The following is a 21467-nucleotide window of genomic DNA, read 5'->3' as shown; positions in this document are numbered from 1 at the left end:
ATTGTTTTTTTGAGCATTATTCGGCTACTAGTACCTGATGGTAAACTGGCCGTTCTACTTGTTTCTTTACCTGCTTTTTACCTAACCTCAGTGCCTATCTTGAAAGCTTTCTACAGCGACCATTTCGTGTTGCCTTTGCCGACTGGCCATCGCTTCCCGATGCAAAAGTACCGGCTCATCCACGAAGGCGTGCTGGCGACTGTCAGCGATATCGACTTTCACGAGGCGCCGACTACCAGCGACGGCGTGCTGGCCCTGGCCCATCATCCACACTATATTGCCGCAGTCAGCGACGGCACGTTGACCGAAAGTGTGCAAAAAGCTATCGGTTTCCCGTGGTCGCCGCAGATGGTGGAGCGTTCGCGGCGTTCAGCCGGCGCCACCATTGCCGCTTGTCGTGCGGCGCTGACGGAGCCTGAACGGATTGCGGTCAACCTGGCAGGAGGCACCCATCACGCGTTTGCCGATCAGGGCGCCGGCTTTTGTGTCTTCAACGACGCTGCGATTGCCGCCCGGCTGATGCAGGCGGAGCGCCGGGTGCAGCGGGTCGCCATCGTCGACCTTGACGTCCATCAAGGTAACGGCACGGCATCGATCCTGGCCAACGATGAGTCGATTTTCACCCTGTCGTTGCATGGCGCCCGTAATTATCCGTTCGACAAGGAGAGCAGCGACCTGGATGTGGCGCTGGCGGATGGCACCGGCGACGAGGCTTATCTGAGTGCGCTGCAGGATGCGCTGGCAACCATGATGGCGCGTTTCTCGCCGCAGCTGATTATTTTCCTGGCGGGCGCCGATCCGCATGAAGGCGATCGGCTAGGGCGTCTGAAACTGAGCTTCGACGGCCTGGCCCGGCGCGACGCCATGCTGCTGGAGACCGCCAGCCAACATGCCATACCGGTGGCAATCGCCATGGCCGGCGGCTATGGCAAGAATATACAAGACACGGTAGCAATCCACCTGCAAACTATCTCGCTTGCGGCGCATTTCGCGCGTCGGCACGGTGCAGAGCAACTGCCTGCATAACACTGATCAAACACGGATCCAAGACGATCCCATACGGATAATTCATGCAATCAGCCAGCCTCCCGACCGCATCGCGGCCGGCACATCGTTTGTTAGCGGCCATGCCAATGGTGTTCGTGCTGCTCTGGAGCACCGGCTTTGTGGTTGCCAAATTCGGCTTGCCTTATGCACCGCCGCTGACGTTTCTGTTGTTGCGGTTTGTCGGTGTGCTGCTGGTCTTGTTACCTCTGGTGTTATTAATGCGGGCACCGTGGCCGACCGGGCAGATCCGCCACATCGCGTTTGCCGGAATCTTGTTGCAAGGCGGTTACCTGGCCGGCGTCTGGTGCGCCATCAAACTCGGCATGCCGGCCGGCGTGTCGGCGCTGATTGTCGGCATGCAGCCTATCCTGACCGCATTTGCCGCACCCTTGATCGGCGAGTCGGTGCGGCCACGGCAATGGTTGGGCCTGCTGCTTGGCATTTGCGGAGTAGGGCTGGTAGTGGCCGCCAAAATCAGCCTGGTCGGTTTGTCCTGGCAAAGTATTACGCTGTGCCTGCTGGCCTTGGTATCGATCACACTTGGTACGCTGTATCAGAAACGCAACTGCTCGCATTTCGATTTGCGCACCGGCACCATCATCCAGTTTGCCGCCTCGATAGTCGTGCTGCTGCCATTCGCGATTTACTATGAGCACCTGGGACCAAGTCTGGACACGGTGCAATGGACCCCGCGTTTCATCGGCGCGCTGTTGTGGTCGATACTGGCTTTGTCGATAGGCGCGATCTTCCTGCTGTTCGCACTGATACGCAAGAGCGCGGCAACCCGCGTCACCAGCTTGCTCTACCTGACGCCGCCGACCACCGCGTTGATGGCCTGGCTGATATTTGGCGAAGTCTTCAATTTACTTGGCATCATCGGCATGGCAGTGGCGATATTGGGCGTCGTGTTCGTCATGAAAAAGTAACGGGCTCAACTCAAACCGGCAGCAACATCACCAGCTTCAGCTCAGGCCGGTTGGCGACCCGCAGATTGACTTGCCGATACGCCAGCTGGCCCAGTGTCGGATGACTGAAGCGGCGCTCCCCGCCTTCTTTTTCAACCACGTCGTGCAGATTCCAGGCGCGCTTGAAAGCAACGCTGGCGGCGCTCAAGCGCGTTACCAGCGTGGCGATCTCCGGCTCGTCCAGGTACATGCCGCAATCGGCGCGAAACTCTGCCGCCAGCCGGCTTGCGCGCTGCTCCCAGTCGCTGATCAAGGTGGCAGCTTCAGGCCGGCAGTAAGTGTACTCAAGCAGATTCCTGCTGGCGCCTTTCTTGTCCAGCCAGCCGACGAACAAGGTTTTGGCAGCGCGGTTCCAGGCGACGGCATTCCAATGACGATCCAGCAGATAAGCCGGGGTCTTGATGGCGTCGGTGGCCGCCAGTATTTCATCGGGAATTTCCTGGGCCAGCGCATCCTGTGCCTGCGGATCTTTTTTGCCGGACAATTCGAACAGATAAGCACGCTTGGCACGCGACAACTGTAAAGCCTCGGCAATTCTTGCCAACGCCGCCGCCGATACCGAGACAGTGCGACCCTGTTCTATCCAGGTGTACCAGGTAACGCTGATGTCGCACAGCTGGGCTATTTCCTCGCGTCGCAAACCGGGAGTCCGACGGCGCGTACTGCCGCCCAGGCGCAATGCCGCGGTAGGGATCTGGGTGCGCTGGGTTTTGATGAATTCGCCAAGTGCTTTGCGTTTTCCGGCCTGGTCCATGCTGGTCCGTGTTTATCCTGTTATTGGTAGTACTAGTATAAACACTAGTCTTGTAACAGGATAAAAAATAATTACACTGGACTCTGTCGCAAACGCTATTGCTTTGCTTTGATTCATTGCTGAGGAGAAAACTGATGATCGTCGCCCGCAATCACGATAAAGTGGTTTCCGAACAATTCGGCAGCACCGCTGCCGCTTACCTGACCAGCACCGTCCACGCCCAAGGCGCCGATTTACAGCAACTGGCGGCCTATGCCAGCCGTTTTCCCCAAGGCAAAGCGCTCGATGTCGGTTGTGGAGCAGGGCATGCCGCTTTCGCCATTGCGCCGCATATCGGCACCGTAATCGCGTATGACCTGGCTACTGAAATGCTGGACGTGGTGCAGCACGCGGCTGCCGAGCGTGGTTTGAAAAATCTGCACGTGCAGCAGGGCAGTTCCGAGCGCATGCCGTTTGCCGACGCCTCTTTCGATCTGGTATGTACACGGTTTAGCGCGCATCACTGGACCCGGCTGCCAGAAGCGCTGGCTGAGATGGCGCGGGTGTTGAAGCCGGGCGGCATGTGCATCGTGATCGATACTGCTTCACCCGAGGATGTCCTGAGCGATACCTACTTCCAGTCGATAGAATTGCTGCGCGACACTTCGCATGTGCGTAATCGCAGCTTGTCCAGCTGGCGCCAGTTGCTGGATCAGGCAGGATTGCACCCGACTGCCGACAAGAGCTGGAAATTGCCGTTGCAGTTCGATACCTGGGTAGCCAGGATGCGCACTCCGGCGGAGCGGGTGGCGGCGATCAAGTCTTTGTGGGATAGCGCGCCGTCAGAGGTAACGACGTATTTCAGCCTGCAAGCTGATTATTCTTTTTCAATTGATGCAATATTGCTTGAATGTCACGTTTAAGTAGCCGATACTAAAGTAAGTGCCAGGCCGACGAGTTGCGGTAAAATCTATCTCGCAAATCGTCGGCCTGACATCGAAAGTCGTTTAATTTAGTGCGCTAACTATCTAATTCTCTTGCGGTTTTTTCGATATTTGCCTACACTGCCACAAAGTTATACATCGCCGCATATTGGAGCCGCAAATGGGCAAATCCGCGTTAATTGTTTTTTTGTCACTCTTCCTCGTGCTCGCGAACGCGCCCGCCGCTCTTGCTTCTGACCAAACCAATCAAAGTACCGCTAAAAAATCCGCTAAAAAATCAGCGGCCGGCACTGCTTCTGCCCACAAGAAAACTGCTGCTGCCAAAACCGGTTCCAGAAAACATGCCGTGATCGCTGCGCGTGGCCGCAGCAATACAGCGTCGTTCAATAAAAATGAAAAGCTGGTGAAGAAAGTCGCGATGGTTAACGGTCGCCGCAAAGTGACTTACCAGCGCGTTGCATTCGCACCGGTCGTACCAGCCTTGCCGCCAGTCCTGTCTGCAGGCGAGCAGGCCGGATTGAATTTGACGCATGATCCGCTCGAGTTGAAATCCAGCGTAGCGTTGGTGCTGGATCAGAATAGTTCGGAAGTACTGCTGGATAAAAATTCCCAGGTTGCATTGCCGATCGCGTCGCTGACCAAGCTGATGACCAGCATGGTGGTGGTCGAATCGAAGCAGGACATGAACGAAGTGCTGGCCGTGACCGATGACGACATCGATCGCGAAAAACACAGCAGCTCGCGTCTGCGCATCGGTTCGCAACTGACCCGCGCCGACATGCTGCACATCGCCTTGATGAGTTCCGAGAATCGCGCCGCATCGGCGCTTGGCCGTAACTACCCAGGCGGCTTGCCGGCCTTTGTGGCTGCCATGAATGCCAAGGCCAAGGCGCTGGGCATGACCGAAACCCATTATGTCGATTCGACCGGACTGTCGCATCTGAATGTCGCCAGCGCCCGCGATTTGTCGCGTCTGGTGATGGCGGCTTATCAGCATCCGGTGATTCGTCAATATTCGACCGATTCAAAATATGTAGTAGAGCCGGGCGGTCGTCCGTTGCAATACTCGACTTCCAATCATCTGGTAGACAAACCTGAGTGGCAGATCGGTTTGCAAAAGACTGGTTACATTAATGAAGCAGGCCGTTGCATGGTCATGCAAACTACCATCGATGGTCGCCAGATCGTGATGGTGTTCCTTGATTCGCGCGGTAAATATTCGCGCCAGGCGGATGCCGATCGGGTCCGAAAATGGCTAGCCGATTCGCATCCTGCAACCCTGACGCGCGTGAAAATCGCTGATGGCCAAACCTAAAGATCGAACGCAATCCAGGTTGTAATCGGGTAGAAAAAAAACAGAGTTTATTCGTCAGGAAACTGATGAATAAACTCTGTTTTTTTGCGCCGGTTGCTGATAACGGAGGGCGTAGGGTGGTCACGAAGTGCCCACGCGGTATCTCAAACTCTCATTGTGATTGGCAAGTCACGCGTGGGCAAAAATTCTTGCCCACCCTACGACGTATAGCCCAGTACCGCGGAAATCTGATTCGCCGTGCTGATCAGATCATCGACCCATTCCTCTTGCAGGCGATCGGCCGGCGCGGAGATCGACAAGCCGGCGACCATCTTGCCTGAATCGTCGCGGATGCCGGCGGCCATGCAGCGTACGCCGAGTTCGAGTTCTTCGTTATCGCGAGCGTAACCCAGTGCACGCACCAGGCTCAATTCGCGCTCCAGCTTGCTCAGGTCGGTGATGGAATTCTTGTTGTGTCCGGCCAGCCCGGTGCGGGTAGCGTAGGCACGGACCATTTTCGGATCGTCGATGGATAAAAATAATTTGCCGGTAGATGTCAGGTGCAATGGCGCCCGGCCACCGATGGCGCGCACCACCTGCATGCCCGAACGTTCTGAAAACGCGCGGTCGATATAGACGATTTCATCGCTCTGGCGCACCGACAGGTTGACGGTCTGGTTGGTCTTGCGATGCAGCCCGCGCATGAAATCGAGAGCCGCTTCGCGCACGTTCAACCGGCTTTTAACGACGTTGCCCAATTCCAGCAGGCGCATGCCAAGCCGGTAACTGCCCGGTTCGGAGCGGTCGACGAAGCGTTTTACCACCAGGTCGTTGAGAATCCGATGTGCCGTCGAAGGATGCAAGCCGGTGACTGCCGATAACTCTTTCAGGCTGACCGGATCAGGGTAGAGCGCCAGGGTATCGAGTAGCGAAATCATGCGCTCTATGACCTGGATCGAAATTTTATCGGTGTCGTCGGTAGTGGCTGTTTTCATTGGAGTAATGGTGCATTGCAATGGAATGTTTATATCATAATGTGAAAAGTTGTGCTTCGCTATCGTCATCGATTAGAGTGTGGGCACGAGCTCGCGCAACTGCCGCAGTGTGTAAAAAAGCATTTAGCGTGCGGCGCAACAAGGCTGTTAAAATTCGCAAACGCAAACCTGCGTTTCCATCAAGGCAAGCCTGGCAATCCCGGCTTGCCATCAGAACCAGCACAGCATGAGCGAAAACAAGCAATCACCGCAATCGCAGCAGCCGCAACAGCAGCCGATCAGCGAATTCAAAAGCACCAGCGGATTCAAGAGGATTTTTTCAGCTTTCTTTTATTCGGCGGAAGGCTTTAAATCAGCCTGGAAAAACGAGCATGCATTCCGCCAGGAATTGATGATTGTTATTCCCGGCATCATTGTCGCCTTGCTGTTACCGGTCTCTGCGGTGCAAAAGCTGATGCTGATTGCAGTGCTGGTCTGGATCATCATCATCGAGCTGATCAATTCGGCAATCGAAGCGGTGGTAGACCGGGTCTCGCTGGAGCGCAATCCGCTCTCCAAGAACGCCAAGGATTTCGGCAGCGCAGCAGTGCTGCTGACTTGCGTGCTTGCTGTCGCCACCTGGGCTGTCATTCTCTATCCGGTCCTGACGCAAGCGTAAAAACCGCCGCAAAAGACCTTTTGCGGTTTTCTGTTGATCATGTTTACACGTTTGTGTATATTTGTACTTGTTTATGCATGTTATGAATCGATATAAATTGATATGAGCGCCACCAATCTCCTTCTCAAAGAACGTCACGCGTTCATCCGGCAACGCCTGCAGGCAGACGGCCGGGTATTGGCGCTGGATCTGGCACAGCAGCTGAGCGTTTCGGACGATACCATCCGGCGTGACCTGCGCGATCTGGCTGCGGCCGGCTGGTGCACGCGGGTGTATGGCGGCGCGTTACCGCCTTCTCCTGCGACAGGATCATTGGCTGAGCGGCGTACCTTGGCGCCGGAGCGCAAAGCACTGCTGGCGCAGGCGGCAGTATCGCTGGTGGTTGCCGACAGCGTGCTGTTCATCGATGCGGGTTCGACCAACCTGGCGATTGCCGCGGCTTTACCTGAATTGCCGCTCACCGTCGTCACCAACGCCGCCGCAGTGGCGCTGGCGTTGCAGGATCGGCCGGCAATTGAATTGATCATGATCGGCGGCCGCTTCGATCGTCGAACCGGCGCTAACCTGGGCGCAACTGCGCTGCGCGACGCCGAGCGCATACGGCCCGACATTTTCTTTCTGGGCGGCTGCGGTGTTGATATCGACGCCGGCATTACCTGCTTTAACTACGACGAAGCTGAATTCAAACGCAGCCTGGCAGCGGTCAGCAAATCAATACTGGTTGCCGCCACCAGTGAAAAGTTCGGCACCGCCGCAAACTACGCGGTACTACCCGTAGCGCATCTTACCCATCTGGTGCTCGAAGCCGACGCAAATAGCAACCAGGCCGATGGCTTTGCCCGGCAGGGCGTGCAACTGATATATGCAAAGGCTGAATGAGGCCAGATACGGAGAGCATGTAATGAACAATATCGGCCCTAAACAACGCTTGTCGACGCGTTTAGCGTTCCTTACTGCAGGGCTGGCCATGGCGGCCTGGGCGCCGCTGGTCCCGTATGTCAAAGCGCGGCTGGGACTGGGGGAAGCTGAGCTTGGACTTCTTTTACTGTGCCTGGGCGTCGGCTCACTGCTCGCCATGCCGCTGACCGGCGTGTTGGCTGCGCGCCTGGGTTGCCGGCGTGTGGTTCTGATTGCCGGTGGCCTGGCTACCGTGCTGCTTCCCTGTCTGTCGCTGGCGGCCAGTTCGTGGCAGCTGGCGATCGCTCTGTTCCTGTTCGGGGCCGCCATCGGTACCCTCGACGTCGCCATGAATATCCAGGCTGTGATGGTTGAAAAAGCTAGCGGTGGCGCGCTCATGTCCGGTTTCCACGGAATGTTCAGTGTCGGCGGCTTTGTCGGCGCCGGCGGCATGGCATTGCTGCTTTGGAGTGGCTTGAGTCCATACTGGGCTAGCGTGGCGGCAGCAGTTATCGTGGCGACGGTGTTGGCGGCAGCTAGCCCGCACTTGCTGCGCGAGCCGGAACCGCGCACCGGCGGCGCATTATTCGTGCTGCCGCATGGCGCAGTGATTTTTATCGGCGTGTTGTGCTTTATCGTATTCCTGGTGGAGGGCGCCATCCTCGACTGGAGCGCCTTGTTCCTGACCGCCACGCGCGGCCTGGACGCCAGCCAGGGCGGACTCGGCTACGCCGCTTTCGCCATCGCCATGACAAGCGGCCGTCTGACCGGTGACCGCATCGTCAGGCGTTTCGGCGGCAAGCGCGTGCTGCTGCTGGGAGGCTTGTTTGCCGCCGGCGGTTTTTTTGTGGCGATCTTTGCGCCGACCGCTAGCATCGCGCTGCTCGGGTTTGTGCTGGTCGGGCTGGGCGCATCCAACATCGTGCCGATTCTGTTTTCTGCCGCCGGCAGCCAGACGGCAATGCCGGCCAGCCTGGCGATTGCAGCCATCACCACCATCGGCTATGCCGGCATCCTGGCCGGTCCAGCCCTGATCGGCTTTGTGGCCCACGCTACCAGTTTGAGCGTCGCCTTCGCCGGATTGGGTTGCGCGTTGCTGCTGGTCGGTGCCAGCGCCCATCTTCGCGGCTTTATGCCAATTCAACAGGAATAAGCCTCATCCTTATTCATCCGGGCAATCCATGCATATCTGTTTTTAGCATAAGGAGAGAAGAAAGAATTCGTTCTGTTTTCCAGGCGCCCTCATTAATCTGTACTCCTCAAAACAAAAAAACATTTACGAGGGAAGCAGAACATGTTGAAGAAAATCGTTCGTTCGGTGATCGCCATCGCCTTGGTAGCGCAGAGTGCACAGATTGTGCATGCAGCGGATTTTTCGTTGCTCAATGTTTCTTACGATCCTACGCGTGAGCTTTATCAAGAGTACAACAAGGCTTTTGCCAAGTACTGGAAAGAAAAGACTGGCGACAACCTGACCTTGAAGGCGTCGCATGGCGGTTCGGGCAAGCAGGGGCGTTCCGTGATCGACGGCCTGGATGCCGACGTGGTGACGCTGGCGCTGGCTTACGATATCGATGAAATTTCTGAAAAGGCCAAGTTGTTGCCTGCCGACTGGCAAAAACGCCTGCCGCATAACAGCACGCCATACACCTCGACCATCGTGTTGTTGGTGCGTAAGGGTAATCCCAAGGGCATCAAGGACTGGGACGATCTGGTCAAGCCCGGCGTATCGGTGGTGGTGGCAAATCCAAAGACTTCAGGCGGCGCGCGTTGGGCTTATCTGGCAGCTTACGGTTATGCACTGAAGAAAAACAATAACGACGATGTCAAAGCCCGCGATTTCATTTCGCGTCTGTACAAGAACGTACCTGTGCTGGATTCCGGCGCGCGCGGTTCGACTGTCACCTTTGCCGAACGCGGTGTAGGCGATGTATTGCTGTCGTGGGAAAACGAGGCTTACCTGGTCGAGGCGGAATTCGGCAAAGGCAAGTTCGATACCGTGTTCCCATCATTGAGCATCCTGGCTGAACCGCCGGTGGCGGTGGTCGATAAGGTGGTCGACAAGCGCGGCACACGCAAGATTGCGCAAGCTTATCTGGAGTACTTGTACTCGCCGGAAGGGCAGGAAATCGCTGCTCACAATTACTATCGTCCTATCGATCCTAAAGTCGCCGCCAAGTATGCGACTAAATTTCCGAAGCTGAGTCTGTTCACCATTGACGATACTTTCGGCGGTTGGAAAAATGCGCAGAAAGTTCACTTCAGCGATGGCGGCGTGTTCGACAAGATTTATCAGCCTGGCGTGAAATAAGCCGCCTGATCGAACTGAGCGAATTGATCGTAAAGACTCAACGGCCCTCCCTGGCAGGGCCGTCTCAAGATTGCAACAGATGACTATTTTGTTATTGGCTGGCAGCCCGTCAGCACCCTCGCGTTCTACCCGATTGCTGCATTACACAGGTGAAAAATTGGCGTTGCTTGGACATCGATACAGCAAACTGGATGTGCGGGATCTGCCGGGCGACGCATTGCTCCGCGCCGATTTCAGCAACACGCTGATCCAGGCCGCGCTGGCGCAAGTGGCGCAAGCGACGGCGGTAGTGGTGGCAACGCCGGTCTACAAGGCGGCCTATAGCGGTGCTCTAAAAGCTTTTCTCGATCTGCTGCCGCAGTTTGGCCTGACAGACAAGCTAGTGCTGCCGCTTGCCACCGGTGGTAGCCAATCGCACATGCTGGCGCTGGATTACGCCTTGCGGCCGGTATTGTCGTCGCTAGCCGCCAGGCATGTACTGCCCAGTATCTATGCTACGGAAGCACAGGTGCATTGGTCGGAGCGGGAAGGTTTGAGCCTGGATCAGAATATCTTCCAGCGGATTAACGAAGGCGTGCAGCAGTTATCGGATAGTTTGCTGGCGCTACGCAAGATTAGTGCAAACGATTTCGATCCGATTCCGTTTTCCCAGGTGCGATGTAGCGTGTAGCAGGAAAATCCACGTAGATATCAAATCAACTAAGCAATAATTTACACAGGCGTAGGGTGGGCACTTTGCCCACGCGTGACCGCGATAACCGGAGTGCCGGCCCGCGCAACGCCGGAGCACGACCCAATCCAGAAGTTAAACAGGCATTTACGCACAGTGAATTCACGCGTGGGCAAAGTGCCCACCCTACAAATCAGGAAACCAGCAATGACAGCATCGACCAGAAACAAACACACAAGACGCCATGTGCTGGCGTTGCTCTCCGCGGTCGCCGTCGGCGCGTTTGCAGGTAGCGTGCCGCAGTTGGCGCAGGCGCAGGAAAAACACGTGCAGGAAAAGCAGGTGTTGCGGATCGGTTATCAGAAAGCGGCCAGTACGCTGGTGCTGCTGAAAGCTCATGGCACGTTGGAAAAAATCCTGGCGACCCAGGGCATTGAGGTGAAATGGGCCGAGTTCGCCGCCGGCCCGCAATTGCTGGAAGCCTTGAATGTCGGCTCGGTCGATTTCGGTTATGTCGGTGAAGCGCCGCCCATCATTGCGCAAGCGGCTGGCGCCGATTTTGTGTACAGCGCTTACGAAATCCCGACGCCGGAGGCAGAAAGCATCCTGGTCCAGAAGAACTCGCCGATCACCTCTGTTGCGCAACTGAAGGGCAAGAAAATAGCCTTCAACAAAGGTTCCGATGTGCATTGGCTGGTCATCAGCCTGCTCAAGAAAGGCGGCATCGCCTACAGTGAATTCCAACCCATCTACCTGGCGCCGGCCGATGCCCGCGCAGCTTTCGAGCGCGGTGCGGTTGATGCCTGGGCGATCTGGGATCCATTTCAAACGGCAGCGATCAAACAACTCGACGCCAAGGTCCTGGCAAGCGGCAGTGGCGCCGTCAGCCATCACCAGTTCTTCCTGAGTGCGCGCAAATACGCCGCCAAAAATAGCGTGGTGGTGAACACGGTCTTGGAAGAGGTCGATAAAGAGGGGCGCTGGATCCGTGCCAATTACAAGGAAGCAGCGCTGCAACTGGCGCCAATCCAAGGGTTGGAGCCGGATGTGATCGAAGCCGGCCTCAGGCATTACGCCCACATTTACAAGCCGATTGATAACAAGGTGCTGGACGAACAGCAAAAGATCGCCGATACCTTCTACGAGTTGAAACTGATTCCAAAGAAGATTTCGACGCGTGATGCCGTGTTGTTTCCTCCTAAATCCTGAGAAGGCCGGACATCATGACTATCGCCTTCCTCCATCGCCGCTTGCTGCTGCTGACGCTTCCATTATTAGCAGCTCTGTTGTCGCCAGGTCTGTTGCAAGCGCAGCCGTCGACCGACAAAAAAGAACCTGAGCAGATACGTATCGGTTTTCAAAAAAGTGCGGTCAACCTGGTGGTACTGAAACAACGCAACACGCTGGAACAACGCTTCAAGAATAGCAAAATAGTCTGGCTGGAGTTTCCTGCCGGTCCGCAGTTGCTGGAAGCTTTATCCGCCGGCAGTCTGGATTTCGGCATGACCGGCGATAGCCCGCCGGTGTTTGCCCAGGCCGCCAACAAGGATTTGCTGTACGTCGGCGCCGAGCCGCCGAAACCCGAGAGTTCTGCGATATTGGTGCAGCCCGCGTCGGCGATCAAGACCCTGGCCGATTTGAAAGGTAAGCGGATCGCCTTGCAAAAAGGCTCCAGCGCGCACTTCCTGCTGGTGCAGGCGGTGAAGAAAGCTGGCCTGGCGTGGACCGACATCCAGCCGATTTACCTGGCGCCTGCCGATGCGCGCGCCGCGTTTGAACGTGGCAGCGTCGATGCCTGGGCGATCTGGGATCCGTACTACGGTGCTGCCGAGTTGAGTTTCAAACCGCGAGTCCTGAGCACCGGCCGTGGTTTGTCCAACAATAATTCCTTCTATCTTGCAGCGCGTGGTTTTGCCGAAAACTATCCTGGCACGGTATTGAGTTTGCTGGATGAACTGACCAAGGCCGATCGCTACGTGCAACAGAATCGCAGGGAAGTGGCGCAGTTGATTTCCGATGTCAGCGGCTTGAACCTGGCGACCGTACATTTGTTCTTGAGCCGTCGCGCCAATCCATCGCCGACCGCGGTAATCAGTCCGGCCATGGCGGTCGATCAGCAGCTCGTCGCCGACAGTTTCAAGGAAATCGGCTTGATCCCGCGCGCTGTCAAGGTGGCCGATATCGTCTGGTATCCAAAGAATGCGCCGTTGGCTCAGCAGTGAAGTACAGAATACGAAGCATAAATTATCAACCAATACGGAAGCAGTCATGAACGTTTTCTGGTTTATTCCAACCCACGGCGACAGCCGTTATCTCGGCACTTCCCAAGGGGCGCGCCCGGTCAATTTCGATTACATGAAGCAGATCGCGGTAGCTGCCGATACCCTCGGTTACGACGGTGTCTTGCTGCCGACAGGACGCTCTTGCGAAGATGCCTGGGTGGTCGCATCGAGCTTGCTCGGCTTCACCCAGCGCCTGAAATTCCTGGTGGCGATCCGGCCCGGCTTGAGCACGCCGGGCCTGGCGATCCGCATGGCGTCGACTTTCGATCGTTTGTCCAATGGACGTTTGCTGATCAACGTGGTTACCGGCGGCGACCAGGCTGAGCTGGAAGCCGACGGCTTGTTCGCCGAACATGCCGAACGTTATGAAATTTCTTCGGAATTCCTGAGGGTGTGGCGTGGCGCTTTGTCCGGCGAAGGCGGCGAGTCGGGCTACAACTTCATCGGCAAGCACATCAAGGTCAAGGGTGCAAAGACACTTTATCCGCCGGTGCAGAAACCGTATCCGCCTTTATATTTCGGTGGATCCTCGGAGCCGGCCCATGAACTGGCCGCGGAGCAGGTTGATGTCTACCTGACCTGGGGCGAACCGCCAGCCGCGGTAGCTGAAAAAATTGCCGATATTCGTGCACGCGCCGCCAAACACGGCCGCACCGTGCGCTTCGGGATTCGCCTGCATGTGATTGTGCGCGAAACCAATCAGGCGGCATGGGCGGCGGCGGAGGAATTGATCAGTCATGTCGATGACGATGTCATCGCCCGGGCGCAGGCAGCGTTCTCCAAGATGGATTCAGAGGGACAACGGCGCATGGCGGCTTTGCACGGCGGCCGCCGCGACAAGCTGGAAGTGTCGCCAAACCTGTGGGCCGGCGTTGGCCTGGTACGCGGCGGCGCCGGCACTGCTCTGGTTGGCGATGCGGAAACCGTGGCTGAACGGATGCAGGAATATGCGGCGCTGGGTATCGACACATTCATTCTGTCGGGCTATCCGCATCTGGAAGAGTCTTACCGTTTTGCCGAACTGGTTTTCCCGCTATTGGGAAAAGGGCGTGCGGCTAACGGCGAGCAAGCGCTGACCGGGCCATTCGGCGAAGTGATCGCCAACGGCTTGCTGCCGAAAGCATCGCAAAGTTGAAGGAGTTGATATGAGTGCAATCATTACAGCCGCAGACTCCGCTACAGAACAGCAGTCGCAGCGGCCGCAAGCCGGTACGGCGTATGAAAAATCGAGCCAAGCTGCAATGATCTGGAAAGAGCGCCTGTTGCCGTGGCTGTTGCCAGTGGCGCTGATTTTGGCCTGGGAGTTTGCCGCCAAGGTCGGCTGGCTGTCGAGCCGTATCTTGCCTGAGCCATGGGCCGTGGCGCGCGCCGCATGGTCACTGGCGCTATCCGGCGAACTGTGGACGCATGTGCGGATCAGCGCCTGGCGTGCGATTTCCGGGTTTGCGGTGGGTGGTGGCCTGGGCTTGTTGTTGGGTTTGCTGACGGGGACGTTCAAGCAGGCGGAAACCCTGCTCGATACCAGCATCCAGATGATCCGCAATATTCCGGCGCTGGCCTTGATCCCTTTGGTGATCCTGTGGTTTGGCATCGATGAATCGTCAAAGCTGTTCCTGGTCTCGATAGGCGTATTTTTTCCGGTGTACCTGAATACCTTTCATGGCATCCGCTCGGTAGACAAAGGTTTGATCGAGATGGCGAAGAGTTACGGCTTGTCCGGCTGGCCCTTGTATCGCGACGTGATCTTGCCGGGTGCGTTGCCGTCGATATTGGTCGGTGTGCGTTTCGCACTGGGCCTGGTGTGGGTTCTGTTGATCGTTGCCGAAACCATCTCGGCACAGGCGGGTATAGGCTACATGACCATGAATGCGCGTGAGTTCCTGCAAACCGATGTGGTGCTGGTGGGTATCTTGCTCTACGCGTTGCTGGGCAAGCTGGCCGATATCCTGGCGCGTCTACTGGAGCGTTACTGGCTGCGCTGGCATCCGGGTTACCAGTGAATACGTCGCAAATGAAATTTATCCAAGGTAGGTGGGAAGATGCAAATTGATCCTGTTGAAAATGCCGAAATCAACGCTGCAGTCCAGCTAAATGCCAGACGTGGTGTCGGCGTTCGAGTGCGCTCGGTATCCAAATCCTACGCTGGTCGGCAGGTATTGAAAACGCTCAATGTCGAGATCGCCGCCGGTGAGTTCGTCGCTATCGTCGGTCGTAGCGGTTGCGGTAAAAGTACCTTGTTGCGATTGATCGCCGGGCTGGAACAATCAAGCAGCGGCAATATCGGCTTTGGCGCGCTGTCTGAAAATAAGCCTGAAATTCGCATCATGTTCCAGGATTCGAGGTTGTTGCCGTGGAAGCGCGTATTGAACAATGTCGGCCTGGGTTTGCCACGCGCTTCCCTGGCTTCGATTCGAGCATTGACGCAGGTCGGCCTTGAAGACCGTGCCAGCGAGTGGCCGGCGGTGTTGTCCGGCGGCCAGCGGCAACGGGTAGCGCTGGCGCGGGCGCTGGTGCATGACCCGGAACTGCTGTTGCTGGACGAACCGTTGGGTGCGCTGGATGCGTTGACCCGTATCGAAATGCAGCAACTGATCGAATCGTTATGGAAGGAGCGGGGGTTTACCGCCGTGCTGGTGACGCATGATGTGCAAGAGGCGATTGCCCTGGCAGATCGCGTGCTGCTGATTGAGGACGGTGAAATCACACTGGATGAACGGATCAGCCTGCCGCGTCCACGAGCGCGCGGCAACCTGGCCTTCGCGCAACTGGAGGAACGGATCCTTGCGCGTGTGCTGAAACATCCTGCGCCACAGCTTGATTCGGCGTTGGGCGATATCTCGCTGCAGCGGACAGTAAGCCAGGTTGGCTGGGCTATCTGATCCGGACGTAATTTGGGCGTAATTCTGAAGTTATCTTGACGTCATTTTGATGTAACCGTATCACCAAAGGAGAAACCATGAGCATCCAGGCAATTAACGTCCGCAACCAGTTCCGCGGCAGGGTCCAGAGCATTACCGAGGACGAGGTGTTATCGGCGCTCGACATCGAAACCCCGTCCGGCATCGTTTCCTCGGTCATCACCACCCGTTCGGTACGCGATCTGGGACTGGTGGTCGGATCGGAAGTAGTGGCACTGGTGAAGGCCACTGAAGTATCCATCGCCAAGCTGTAAGTTTTGCAATCGGCACATCGCATTTAATCGTATCTTCACTCGCATCTTTTCAGGAAAAATCATGACTATCCAGGCTATCAACGTACGCAATCAGTTCAAGGGCAAGATCAAGGCAATCATCGAAGGCACCGTGGTGTCGGAAGTCGATGTCGAGACACCGGCCGGCATCGTCACTTCGGTGATCACTACCCGGTCGGTCAAGGACCTGGGACTGGTGATCGGCACCGAAGTGGTGGCGTTGGTCAAAGCCACCGAAGTATCGATCGCGAAGATCTGAATATCTCCCTTCCGACTATTGATGATATCGAGATAAGCCATGGCCTTTCCCGCTCTGGAGCAGTATCTGGCCCGTTTGAACGGCGCCAGGGATGACCCGAACCACGACGAACCCCGTAGCGATTGCCGGGTCTGGCTGGATGGCGACGGACGTGCGCAGGGACGTTATTTCAATACCACGCTGACCAGCGTATTCCAGCCTTTGCGCCGGATTGAAACTGGTGCGGGCAAGGGCGTCATCATCGGGCATGAAGGGTTTGCCCACAGCTATTCTGCCAGCGACAACGGCCTGTATCTTTGGAAATTGCTGGATCATGCGGCTAGCGACGACGAATCGATCGAGCTGGATCGTCTGTGCCGCATGCTGCATTCGATCAATTTCTATCGGCAGGAAGAAGCTGTAGCGGGCGATTTATACCTGAGTGTGCATGCACGCCTGCTGGCGGCGGTCGACAGCAATCACGGCATGGCGTTTCGGCGCATCCTGAATTTGCTCGGTCTGCCGTATGACAGGATAGTGCTGCAGCTACCGACCATTACCGAGAACCAGGGCTGGCTGCTAAACTATGTACTGGACAATTACCGGCGCAATCATTTCCGGCTGGCGGTAAATGCTGACGACGTGGCCCAAGCTGCGATCTTGCTGGAAAGGGTAAAGCCGGATGTGATCAAGATCGATGCGCGCGGCGTCACGCATGATGAGCAGACTATGCGTTTGCTGGAAGATTGCGCGACGCGTGGAATCCGGGTGATTTTCAAGCGTCTGGAAAAGGCGCACGATCTGGAGGTGCTGCAGCAACTGGCAAGGATTAGCGCCCATCCCTTGTATGCGCAAGGTTTTTTGTGGGACCTGCCGCAGGCGGCGCTGCATGCATTTGCCGATTCTGCAGCGTTGCGGCAAGACGGTATATCGACAGAGACACTTGATAGAAGTTAAACATGAATACGCTCTCATCGTTTCGCGTGCTGGTAGTGCCGGGGCTGTATAACAGCGGCCCGCTGCATTGGCAATCGCGATGGCAGCGGCTGTATCCAAGCTTCGAACGGGTTGAGCAAGCGCAGTGGGATGCGCCGGTGCTGGAAGTCTGGTCGGAGCGCTTGCAGCAACAGTTGCGTCAGTCAGAGCAGCCGGTCTTGGCGATCGCCCATAGCTTTGGTTGCCTGACGACGGTGCACAGCGCCCTGAGCGAGATTCCGAATCTGGCGGGGGCCTTGCTGGTGGCGCCGGCTGATCCCGATAAATTCGATGTCAGTGCGGCGGTGAACGGACGCCTGCCGGTGCCATCGATCGTGGTCGGCAGCCTCAACGATCCGTGGATGGAGAGCCGGCGTGCTCGTCATTGGGCAAAAATCTGGGGCGCGGAATTCATCGATGCCGGCGCGCTTGGACATATCAATGCTGAATCCAATCTGGGCGACTGGCTATACGGTCAGTCTCTATTGCAGACTCTGGTGGGGCAGGTGGCTCTGGCCTGATCGCCTGCAGCAATGTCAGACTATGTCAATGCTTGTTTGAGTTTCAATGCCAGACGTATTGCATCCTTTTCATCGATAACATTGGCAAAACCTAGCAGTAATCCGCGCTTCGGCTTCGCATTGATGTACCAGCGCGACAAAGGGTGCAGGGCCAGGCCTGCAGTCCTTGCATAGCCTGCCAGCATGACATCGTCTTCGTGGTCAGCCAGTTTCGCCAGTATGTGCAAACCGCCGGGCTGCAAATCGATCCGTATGCGATCTCCCAATATTTCCTGAAAAACGCGCGACGTCAACGCGCGGCGTTCTGCGTACAACAGGCGCATTTTTTTAAGATGCCTTGAGAAATGACCTTCAGCGATAAAGTCGGAAACGCCTGCCTGAAACAGATATGGACAGCCTGCGTTCAGGTTGTGCGAGGCTGTCTGAAAGTTTGCAATCGCACTGACAGGTGCAACGACATAAGCCAACCTTAATCCCGGAAACATCGCCTTGCTGAAGGTGCCGCTGTAAATGACGCGATCATTGCGATCAAGGCTTTTCAGCGCCGGCAGCGGTCGCCCTTGATAGCGAAACTCACTATCGTAGTCATCTTCGATAATCCAGCTGCCGGCTTTGCTGGCCCATTCCAGAAGCGCCATCCGGCGCTCCAGCGACAGTGTCACGCCAAGCGGGCTTTGGTGAGATGGCGTAACCATTGCGAATTTTGCATACGGGCTGAGTCGTTTGCCTGTCTCGACCATCAATCCATGTTCGTCAACCGGCACCGGCACCACCTTGACCGCGGCATTTTGTAAAAACAGACGCGCAAAAATATAACCGGGATCTTCGAACCAGAACGCATCGCCGACGGTGGAAAGACTGCTTAATGTCAGTTCCATCGTGTTGCGCAAGCCGGTCGTGATGAACACCTGTTCCGGCAGACAAGTCACGCCGCGCGAGACGCCCAGATAAGTTGCAATTTTTTCACGCAAACGGTCATAACCGGCAGGGTCGGGGTAGGCCAGCCGCGCTGGTTCGTTATCACGCAGGTGATGCCCGACCAGCCTGTTCCACACCTTGCGCGGGAATGCATCGAGCGCAGGTAAACCCATCTGCAATGGTTTCGGCGCCTTGCCGTCGTGATCGACGACAGCCGCATGCGCTTGTCCGGCCATTGCTAATTGCGGCTTGAGGACAGCCGGCGGCTGTAAAGACGGCGATACCACAGTGCCTGCCGCGCCCCTGGCCTGCAGATATCCCTCGTCTGTCAGGATGTGATAAGCCATTTCCACTGTGCCGCGTGCGAGATTCAGTTCGGTTGCCAGCGCCCGAGCCGCTGGCACACGATCGCCCGCACGCAGATTTCCCTTCTCGATCGCCGTCTTGAAACGCTGGCATATCTGCAGGTACATGGGCAATTCCAGCGCGCGATCGATGCGTAGATCCAGCTCAGGCTTGGCGTTTATCATGGACTAGTCATTTTCTTATTTCTTGGCCCTTCCAGTATAGCCATGATTTTCTCATACTGCAGTCAGGCAAACGCTAATTTGCTTACTTCTCTCATTTCCATTTACTTGACTCATTTATCTGACCAAGGAGCTTCAAATGCAAACTCGCCTCGATTTCTTCAGTGCCGGCAAAGACGCCATCAAGGCACTGATGGGCGTTGAAAACCAAATCAACAAAGGTACGCTGGACATCCTGCTTAAGGAACTTGTCCGCCTGCGTGCATCGCAAATCAACGGCTGCGCATTCTGCCTCGACATGCATGTGACCGATGCGCGCAAAGCCGGCGAATCAGAACGCCGCATGGCTACCGTCTCTGCATGGCGCGAAACCCCATTCTTCAGCGAACGCGAGCGTGCCGCACTGGAATGGACCGAATCGCTGACGCTGGTCTCGCAAAACCATGTGCCGGATGCAGTGTGGGATGCAGTTCGGCCACATTTCACCGATGCCGAACTGGTTGAACTGACCTTACTCATCACGTCGATCAACAGCTGGAATCGTTTTTCCGTTGCGTTCCGCAAGATGCCGGCGTAATCGTCGTAATTGCCGGCCGTTCCAGTAATCAACGGCGGCGGATAGAGCGACACAAATTTTTGGAGAAATGCATGCAGCCTCAGGTAGAGATAAAACACATCGAAAGCGACACCGATTTGGAAGCGTCGTTCTCGGTTATGAAGGAATTGCGACCGCATCTGAGCGATTGTGCAACATACAAAGCACAGGTCACGCAGCAACGTACACAAGGGTATCGGTTACTTGCGGCATGGCGCGACGGCGCGCTCGCCGGACTTGCAGGCTATCGACTGCAAGACAATTTGATATACGGCCGTTTCATATACGTCGATGACCTGGTGGTAATGGCTTCGTTGCATCGGTCCGGGATCGGCGAACGTCTGTTGCTAGCAGCACGGCGGCAAGCCATCGCGTTGCACTGCAATCATTTTGTGCTAGATACCGGCTTGCATATGGCGTTGGCGCAACGCTTTTACTTCCGGCAGGGGTTGCTTGCAAAGGGCATGCATTTCGTAGAATCGCTTAAACAGGAATCAACGACATGACGCGCATTTTGTTATTGAGCAGCGGCCCGTACAGCGATGTCAGCCATGGTTATCGACTTGCAATGGACGCGATTGCGGCATCAGGCATAGACAACGTACAGATCACCGAACGGGATCTGGTGAGGTCGCCCATTCCGCCGATCGACCGCGATTACGCAATTGCCGTCACGTCGCGAGCGACACCCGATGCAAAAGAATTTGCTTGGTCGGAACGCCTGATCGTCGAACTGGAACAACACGATATGCTGTTCATCGTCACCCCGATGCACAACTTCACCGTGCCCGCTGCGCTCAAACTGTGGATCGATCACGTGATCCGCATTAATCGCAGTTTCCACGCGACGCCGCAAGGCAAAGTCGGACTGCTGAAAGACCGCGCGACCTTTGTACTGGTCAGTTCTGGCGGTTTTTATGTTGGAGAGCGAGCGAAACAGGCTGATTTCCTGACGCCGTACCTACGCTATGCTCTGGCATCAATCGGCATCGACGATGTGCATTTTTTTCCGCTGCAAGGACTGGTCTTCGGCCCGGAAGCAGTGGCGCAGACGGTGCATGAAGCGCGTCAGCAATTGTCTGAAAAATTGCCATTGGCTATTGCAAACCTATAGGCAAAAGAGGCATGTGGCAAGGCTCGATACATACAATCTGTTCATCAGCAGTCGACGAAAGGAGGCTTTCGCAACAACCTGATGCCCGCTTTGGGTCGAGACTTGCCTGCCAGGCTTAGCCTTACTGTTACGTGATCAGGCAAACTCGCCGATCTGCCTGACCACCGCATTGCGCACTGAACCGCTGACCACGAACGACTGCGCCATCACGATATCGTTGTGGAACCAGCGGTCGCCTTCCAGGCAAGCCGGAATCTGGCGACGGATTTCCTGATATGCAGCTTGCGTACCTTTGCCCAGCACGAAACCTGGCAATAAGTCTTCTGTCATGGTCAACGCCTGCGCCGCTAGCAGCATTTCGACACCGATGATGTATTGCGTATTGGCCACCACGGTTGCGGCCTTGCGCGCACACCAGGTCGAGTTCGAGACGTGGTCTTCACTGTTACCTTTGGCTGGAATGCTGTCGACGCTACCCGGCATGCACAGGGTGCGGTTTTCCATCACCAGCGAACTCAGCGAACATTGCACCACCGGATAACCGGTGTTGACGCCACGCACACCGCTCATCAGATTGCGTGGCAAGCCCCACG

Annotated in this window: 25 protein-coding genes; 21 read left to right on the top strand and 4 right to left on the bottom strand. The window is 56.4% G+C overall.

The features are described 5' to 3' along the window. The first annotated feature begins 99 nt into the window (after positions 1-99). Together BM029_RS17880 and BM029_RS17875 are read left to right on the top strand one after the other, a co-directional pair. Complete coding sequence (locus BM029_RS17880; protein WP_092438308.1) at positions 100-1026, top strand: histone deacetylase family protein; 927 nt, start codon at positions 100-102, stop codon at positions 1024-1026. Positions 1027-1070: 44 nt separating this feature from the next. After that, positions 1071-1973, top strand: a complete 903-nt coding sequence (locus BM029_RS17875; protein ID WP_092438306.1) for a DMT family transporter — start codon at positions 1071-1073, stop codon at positions 1971-1973. Between the two features lie 10 nt (positions 1974-1983). Here BM029_RS17875 and BM029_RS17870 read toward each other — a convergent pair whose 3' ends face one another. Next, entirely contained in the window at positions 1984-2766 is a 783-nt protein-coding gene (locus BM029_RS17870; RefSeq protein WP_092438304.1) for a helix-turn-helix transcriptional regulator, read from the bottom strand. A 134-nt stretch (positions 2767-2900) separates the two neighbouring features. Here BM029_RS17870 and BM029_RS17865 point away from each other — a divergent pair, with 134 nt between their 5' ends. Continuing rightward, the gene (locus tag BM029_RS17865; protein ID WP_092438302.1) at positions 2901-3668 is read left to right on the top strand and encodes a class I SAM-dependent methyltransferase; all 768 of its coding nucleotides are present in this window, start codon (positions 2901-2903) and stop codon (positions 3666-3668) included. Between the two features lie 181 nt (positions 3669-3849). Further along, complete coding sequence (gene pbpG / locus BM029_RS17860; protein ID WP_092438300.1) at positions 3850-5004, top strand: D-alanyl-D-alanine endopeptidase; 1155 nt, start codon at positions 3850-3852, stop codon at positions 5002-5004. A gap of 197 nt (positions 5005-5201) precedes the next feature. On the opposite strand, the gene BM029_RS17855 is transcribed toward pbpG, so the two are convergent. Then, complete coding sequence (locus BM029_RS17855) at positions 5202-5978, bottom strand: IclR family transcriptional regulator (protein WP_092415797.1); 777 nt, start codon at positions 5976-5978, stop codon at positions 5202-5204. A 226-nt stretch (positions 5979-6204) separates the two neighbouring features. Between BM029_RS17855 and BM029_RS17850 the strand changes: the two genes are divergently transcribed. The 14 genes from BM029_RS17850 to BM029_RS17785 all read left to right on the top strand — a co-directional run bounded on the left by BM029_RS17850 (position 6205) and on the right by BM029_RS17785 (position 17720). Next, entirely contained in the window at positions 6205-6636 is a 432-nt protein-coding gene (locus BM029_RS17850) for a diacylglycerol kinase (RefSeq protein WP_092438299.1), read from the top strand. A gap of 102 nt (positions 6637-6738) precedes the next feature. Further along, positions 6739-7515 (top strand): DeoR/GlpR family DNA-binding transcription regulator, encoded by a 777-nt coding sequence (locus BM029_RS17845; protein ID WP_092438298.1) that lies wholly within the window; start codon positions 6739-6741, stop codon positions 7513-7515. A gap of 22 nt (positions 7516-7537) precedes the next feature. Further along, a complete protein-coding gene (locus BM029_RS17840; RefSeq protein ID WP_211482505.1) occupies positions 7538-8686 on the top strand; it encodes an MFS transporter in 1149 nt (382 codons plus the stop codon). Between the two features lie 141 nt (positions 8687-8827). After that, positions 8828-9844 (top strand): sulfate ABC transporter substrate-binding protein, encoded by a 1017-nt coding sequence (locus BM029_RS17835; RefSeq protein WP_092438296.1) that lies wholly within the window; start codon positions 8828-8830, stop codon positions 9842-9844. Positions 9845-9923: 79 nt separating this feature from the next. Next, positions 9924-10514, top strand: coding sequence for an NADPH-dependent FMN reductase (gene ssuE, locus BM029_RS17830; RefSeq protein WP_092438294.1), 591 nt, complete (start codon positions 9924-9926; stop codon positions 10512-10514). Positions 10515-10721: 207 nt separating this feature from the next. Continuing rightward, on the top strand, positions 10722-11723 hold the full coding sequence (locus tag BM029_RS17825; protein WP_092438293.1) for a sulfonate ABC transporter substrate-binding protein: 1002 nt from the start codon (positions 10722-10724) through the stop codon (positions 11721-11723). Between the two features lie 14 nt (positions 11724-11737). After that, on the top strand, positions 11738-12736 hold the full coding sequence (locus BM029_RS17820) for an aliphatic sulfonate ABC transporter substrate-binding protein (RefSeq protein ID WP_092438291.1): 999 nt from the start codon (positions 11738-11740) through the stop codon (positions 12734-12736). Positions 12737-12782: 46 nt separating this feature from the next. Then, positions 12783-13931, top strand: coding sequence for an FMNH2-dependent alkanesulfonate monooxygenase (ssuD, locus tag BM029_RS17815; protein ID WP_092438390.1), 1149 nt, complete (start codon positions 12783-12785; stop codon positions 13929-13931). Positions 13932-13941: 10 nt separating this feature from the next. Next, on the top strand, positions 13942-14796 hold the full coding sequence (ssuC, locus tag BM029_RS17810; protein WP_371329136.1) for an aliphatic sulfonate ABC transporter permease SsuC: 855 nt from the start codon (positions 13942-13944) through the stop codon (positions 14794-14796). A gap of 39 nt (positions 14797-14835) precedes the next feature. Next, a complete protein-coding gene (locus BM029_RS17805; RefSeq protein ID WP_092438289.1) occupies positions 14836-15675 on the top strand; it encodes an ATP-binding cassette domain-containing protein in 840 nt (279 codons plus the stop codon). A gap of 77 nt (positions 15676-15752) precedes the next feature. Further along, complete coding sequence (locus tag BM029_RS17800) at positions 15753-15968, top strand: TOBE domain-containing protein (protein ID WP_092438287.1); 216 nt, start codon at positions 15753-15755, stop codon at positions 15966-15968. Between the two features lie 61 nt (positions 15969-16029). Beyond that, a complete protein-coding gene (locus BM029_RS17795) occupies positions 16030-16245 on the top strand; it encodes a TOBE domain-containing protein (protein ID WP_014007003.1) in 216 nt (71 codons plus the stop codon). Positions 16246-16284: 39 nt separating this feature from the next. Next, entirely contained in the window at positions 16285-17181 is an 897-nt protein-coding gene (locus tag BM029_RS17790; RefSeq protein WP_092438285.1) for an EAL domain-containing protein, read from the top strand. Positions 17182-17183: 2 nt separating this feature from the next. Then, positions 17184-17720 carry an RBBP9/YdeN family alpha/beta hydrolase gene (locus tag BM029_RS17785; RefSeq protein WP_092438283.1) on the top strand — a complete coding sequence of 179 codons (537 nt, stop codon included), beginning with the start codon at positions 17184-17186 and terminating at the stop codon, positions 17718-17720. Between the two features lie 20 nt (positions 17721-17740). On the opposite strand, the gene BM029_RS17780 is transcribed toward BM029_RS17785, so the two are convergent. Further along, positions 17741-19168, bottom strand: a complete 1428-nt coding sequence (locus tag BM029_RS17780) for a MocR-like pyridoxine biosynthesis transcription factor PdxR (protein WP_092438281.1) — start codon at positions 19166-19168, stop codon at positions 17741-17743. A 136-nt stretch (positions 19169-19304) separates the two neighbouring features. On the opposite strand from BM029_RS17780, the gene BM029_RS17775 reads away from it, so the two are divergent. The 3 genes from BM029_RS17775 (at position 19305) to BM029_RS17765 (ending at position 20874) form a co-directional block, all read left to right on the top strand. Beyond that, a complete protein-coding gene (locus BM029_RS17775; protein ID WP_092438279.1) occupies positions 19305-19742 on the top strand; it encodes a carboxymuconolactone decarboxylase family protein in 438 nt (145 codons plus the stop codon). A 71-nt stretch (positions 19743-19813) separates the two neighbouring features. Next, positions 19814-20266, top strand: a complete 453-nt coding sequence (locus BM029_RS17770; RefSeq protein ID WP_092438277.1) for a GNAT family N-acetyltransferase — start codon at positions 19814-19816, stop codon at positions 20264-20266. Then, positions 20263-20874: an FMN-dependent NADH-azoreductase gene (locus BM029_RS17765; RefSeq protein WP_092438275.1), complete on the top strand. Its 612-nt coding sequence runs from the start codon at positions 20263-20265 to the stop codon at positions 20872-20874. Before BM029_RS17770 ends, BM029_RS17765 begins: the two co-directional genes overlap by 4 nt. 135 nt (positions 20875-21009) lie before the next feature. Here BM029_RS17765 and BM029_RS17760 read toward each other — a convergent pair. Continuing rightward, a partial coding sequence (locus BM029_RS17760; protein WP_170851129.1) for an aromatic amino acid lyase occupies positions 21010-21467 on the bottom strand: 458 nt, incomplete at its 5' end.

It is taken from the genome of Collimonas sp. OK607 (genome assembly GCF_900111995.1).
In the GTDB taxonomy this organism is placed as follows: domain Bacteria; phylum Pseudomonadota; class Gammaproteobacteria; order Burkholderiales; family Burkholderiaceae_D; genus Collimonas.
Note: the sequence above shows the minus strand (reverse complement) of the source record. Positions and strands in the feature narration are given on the sequence as shown.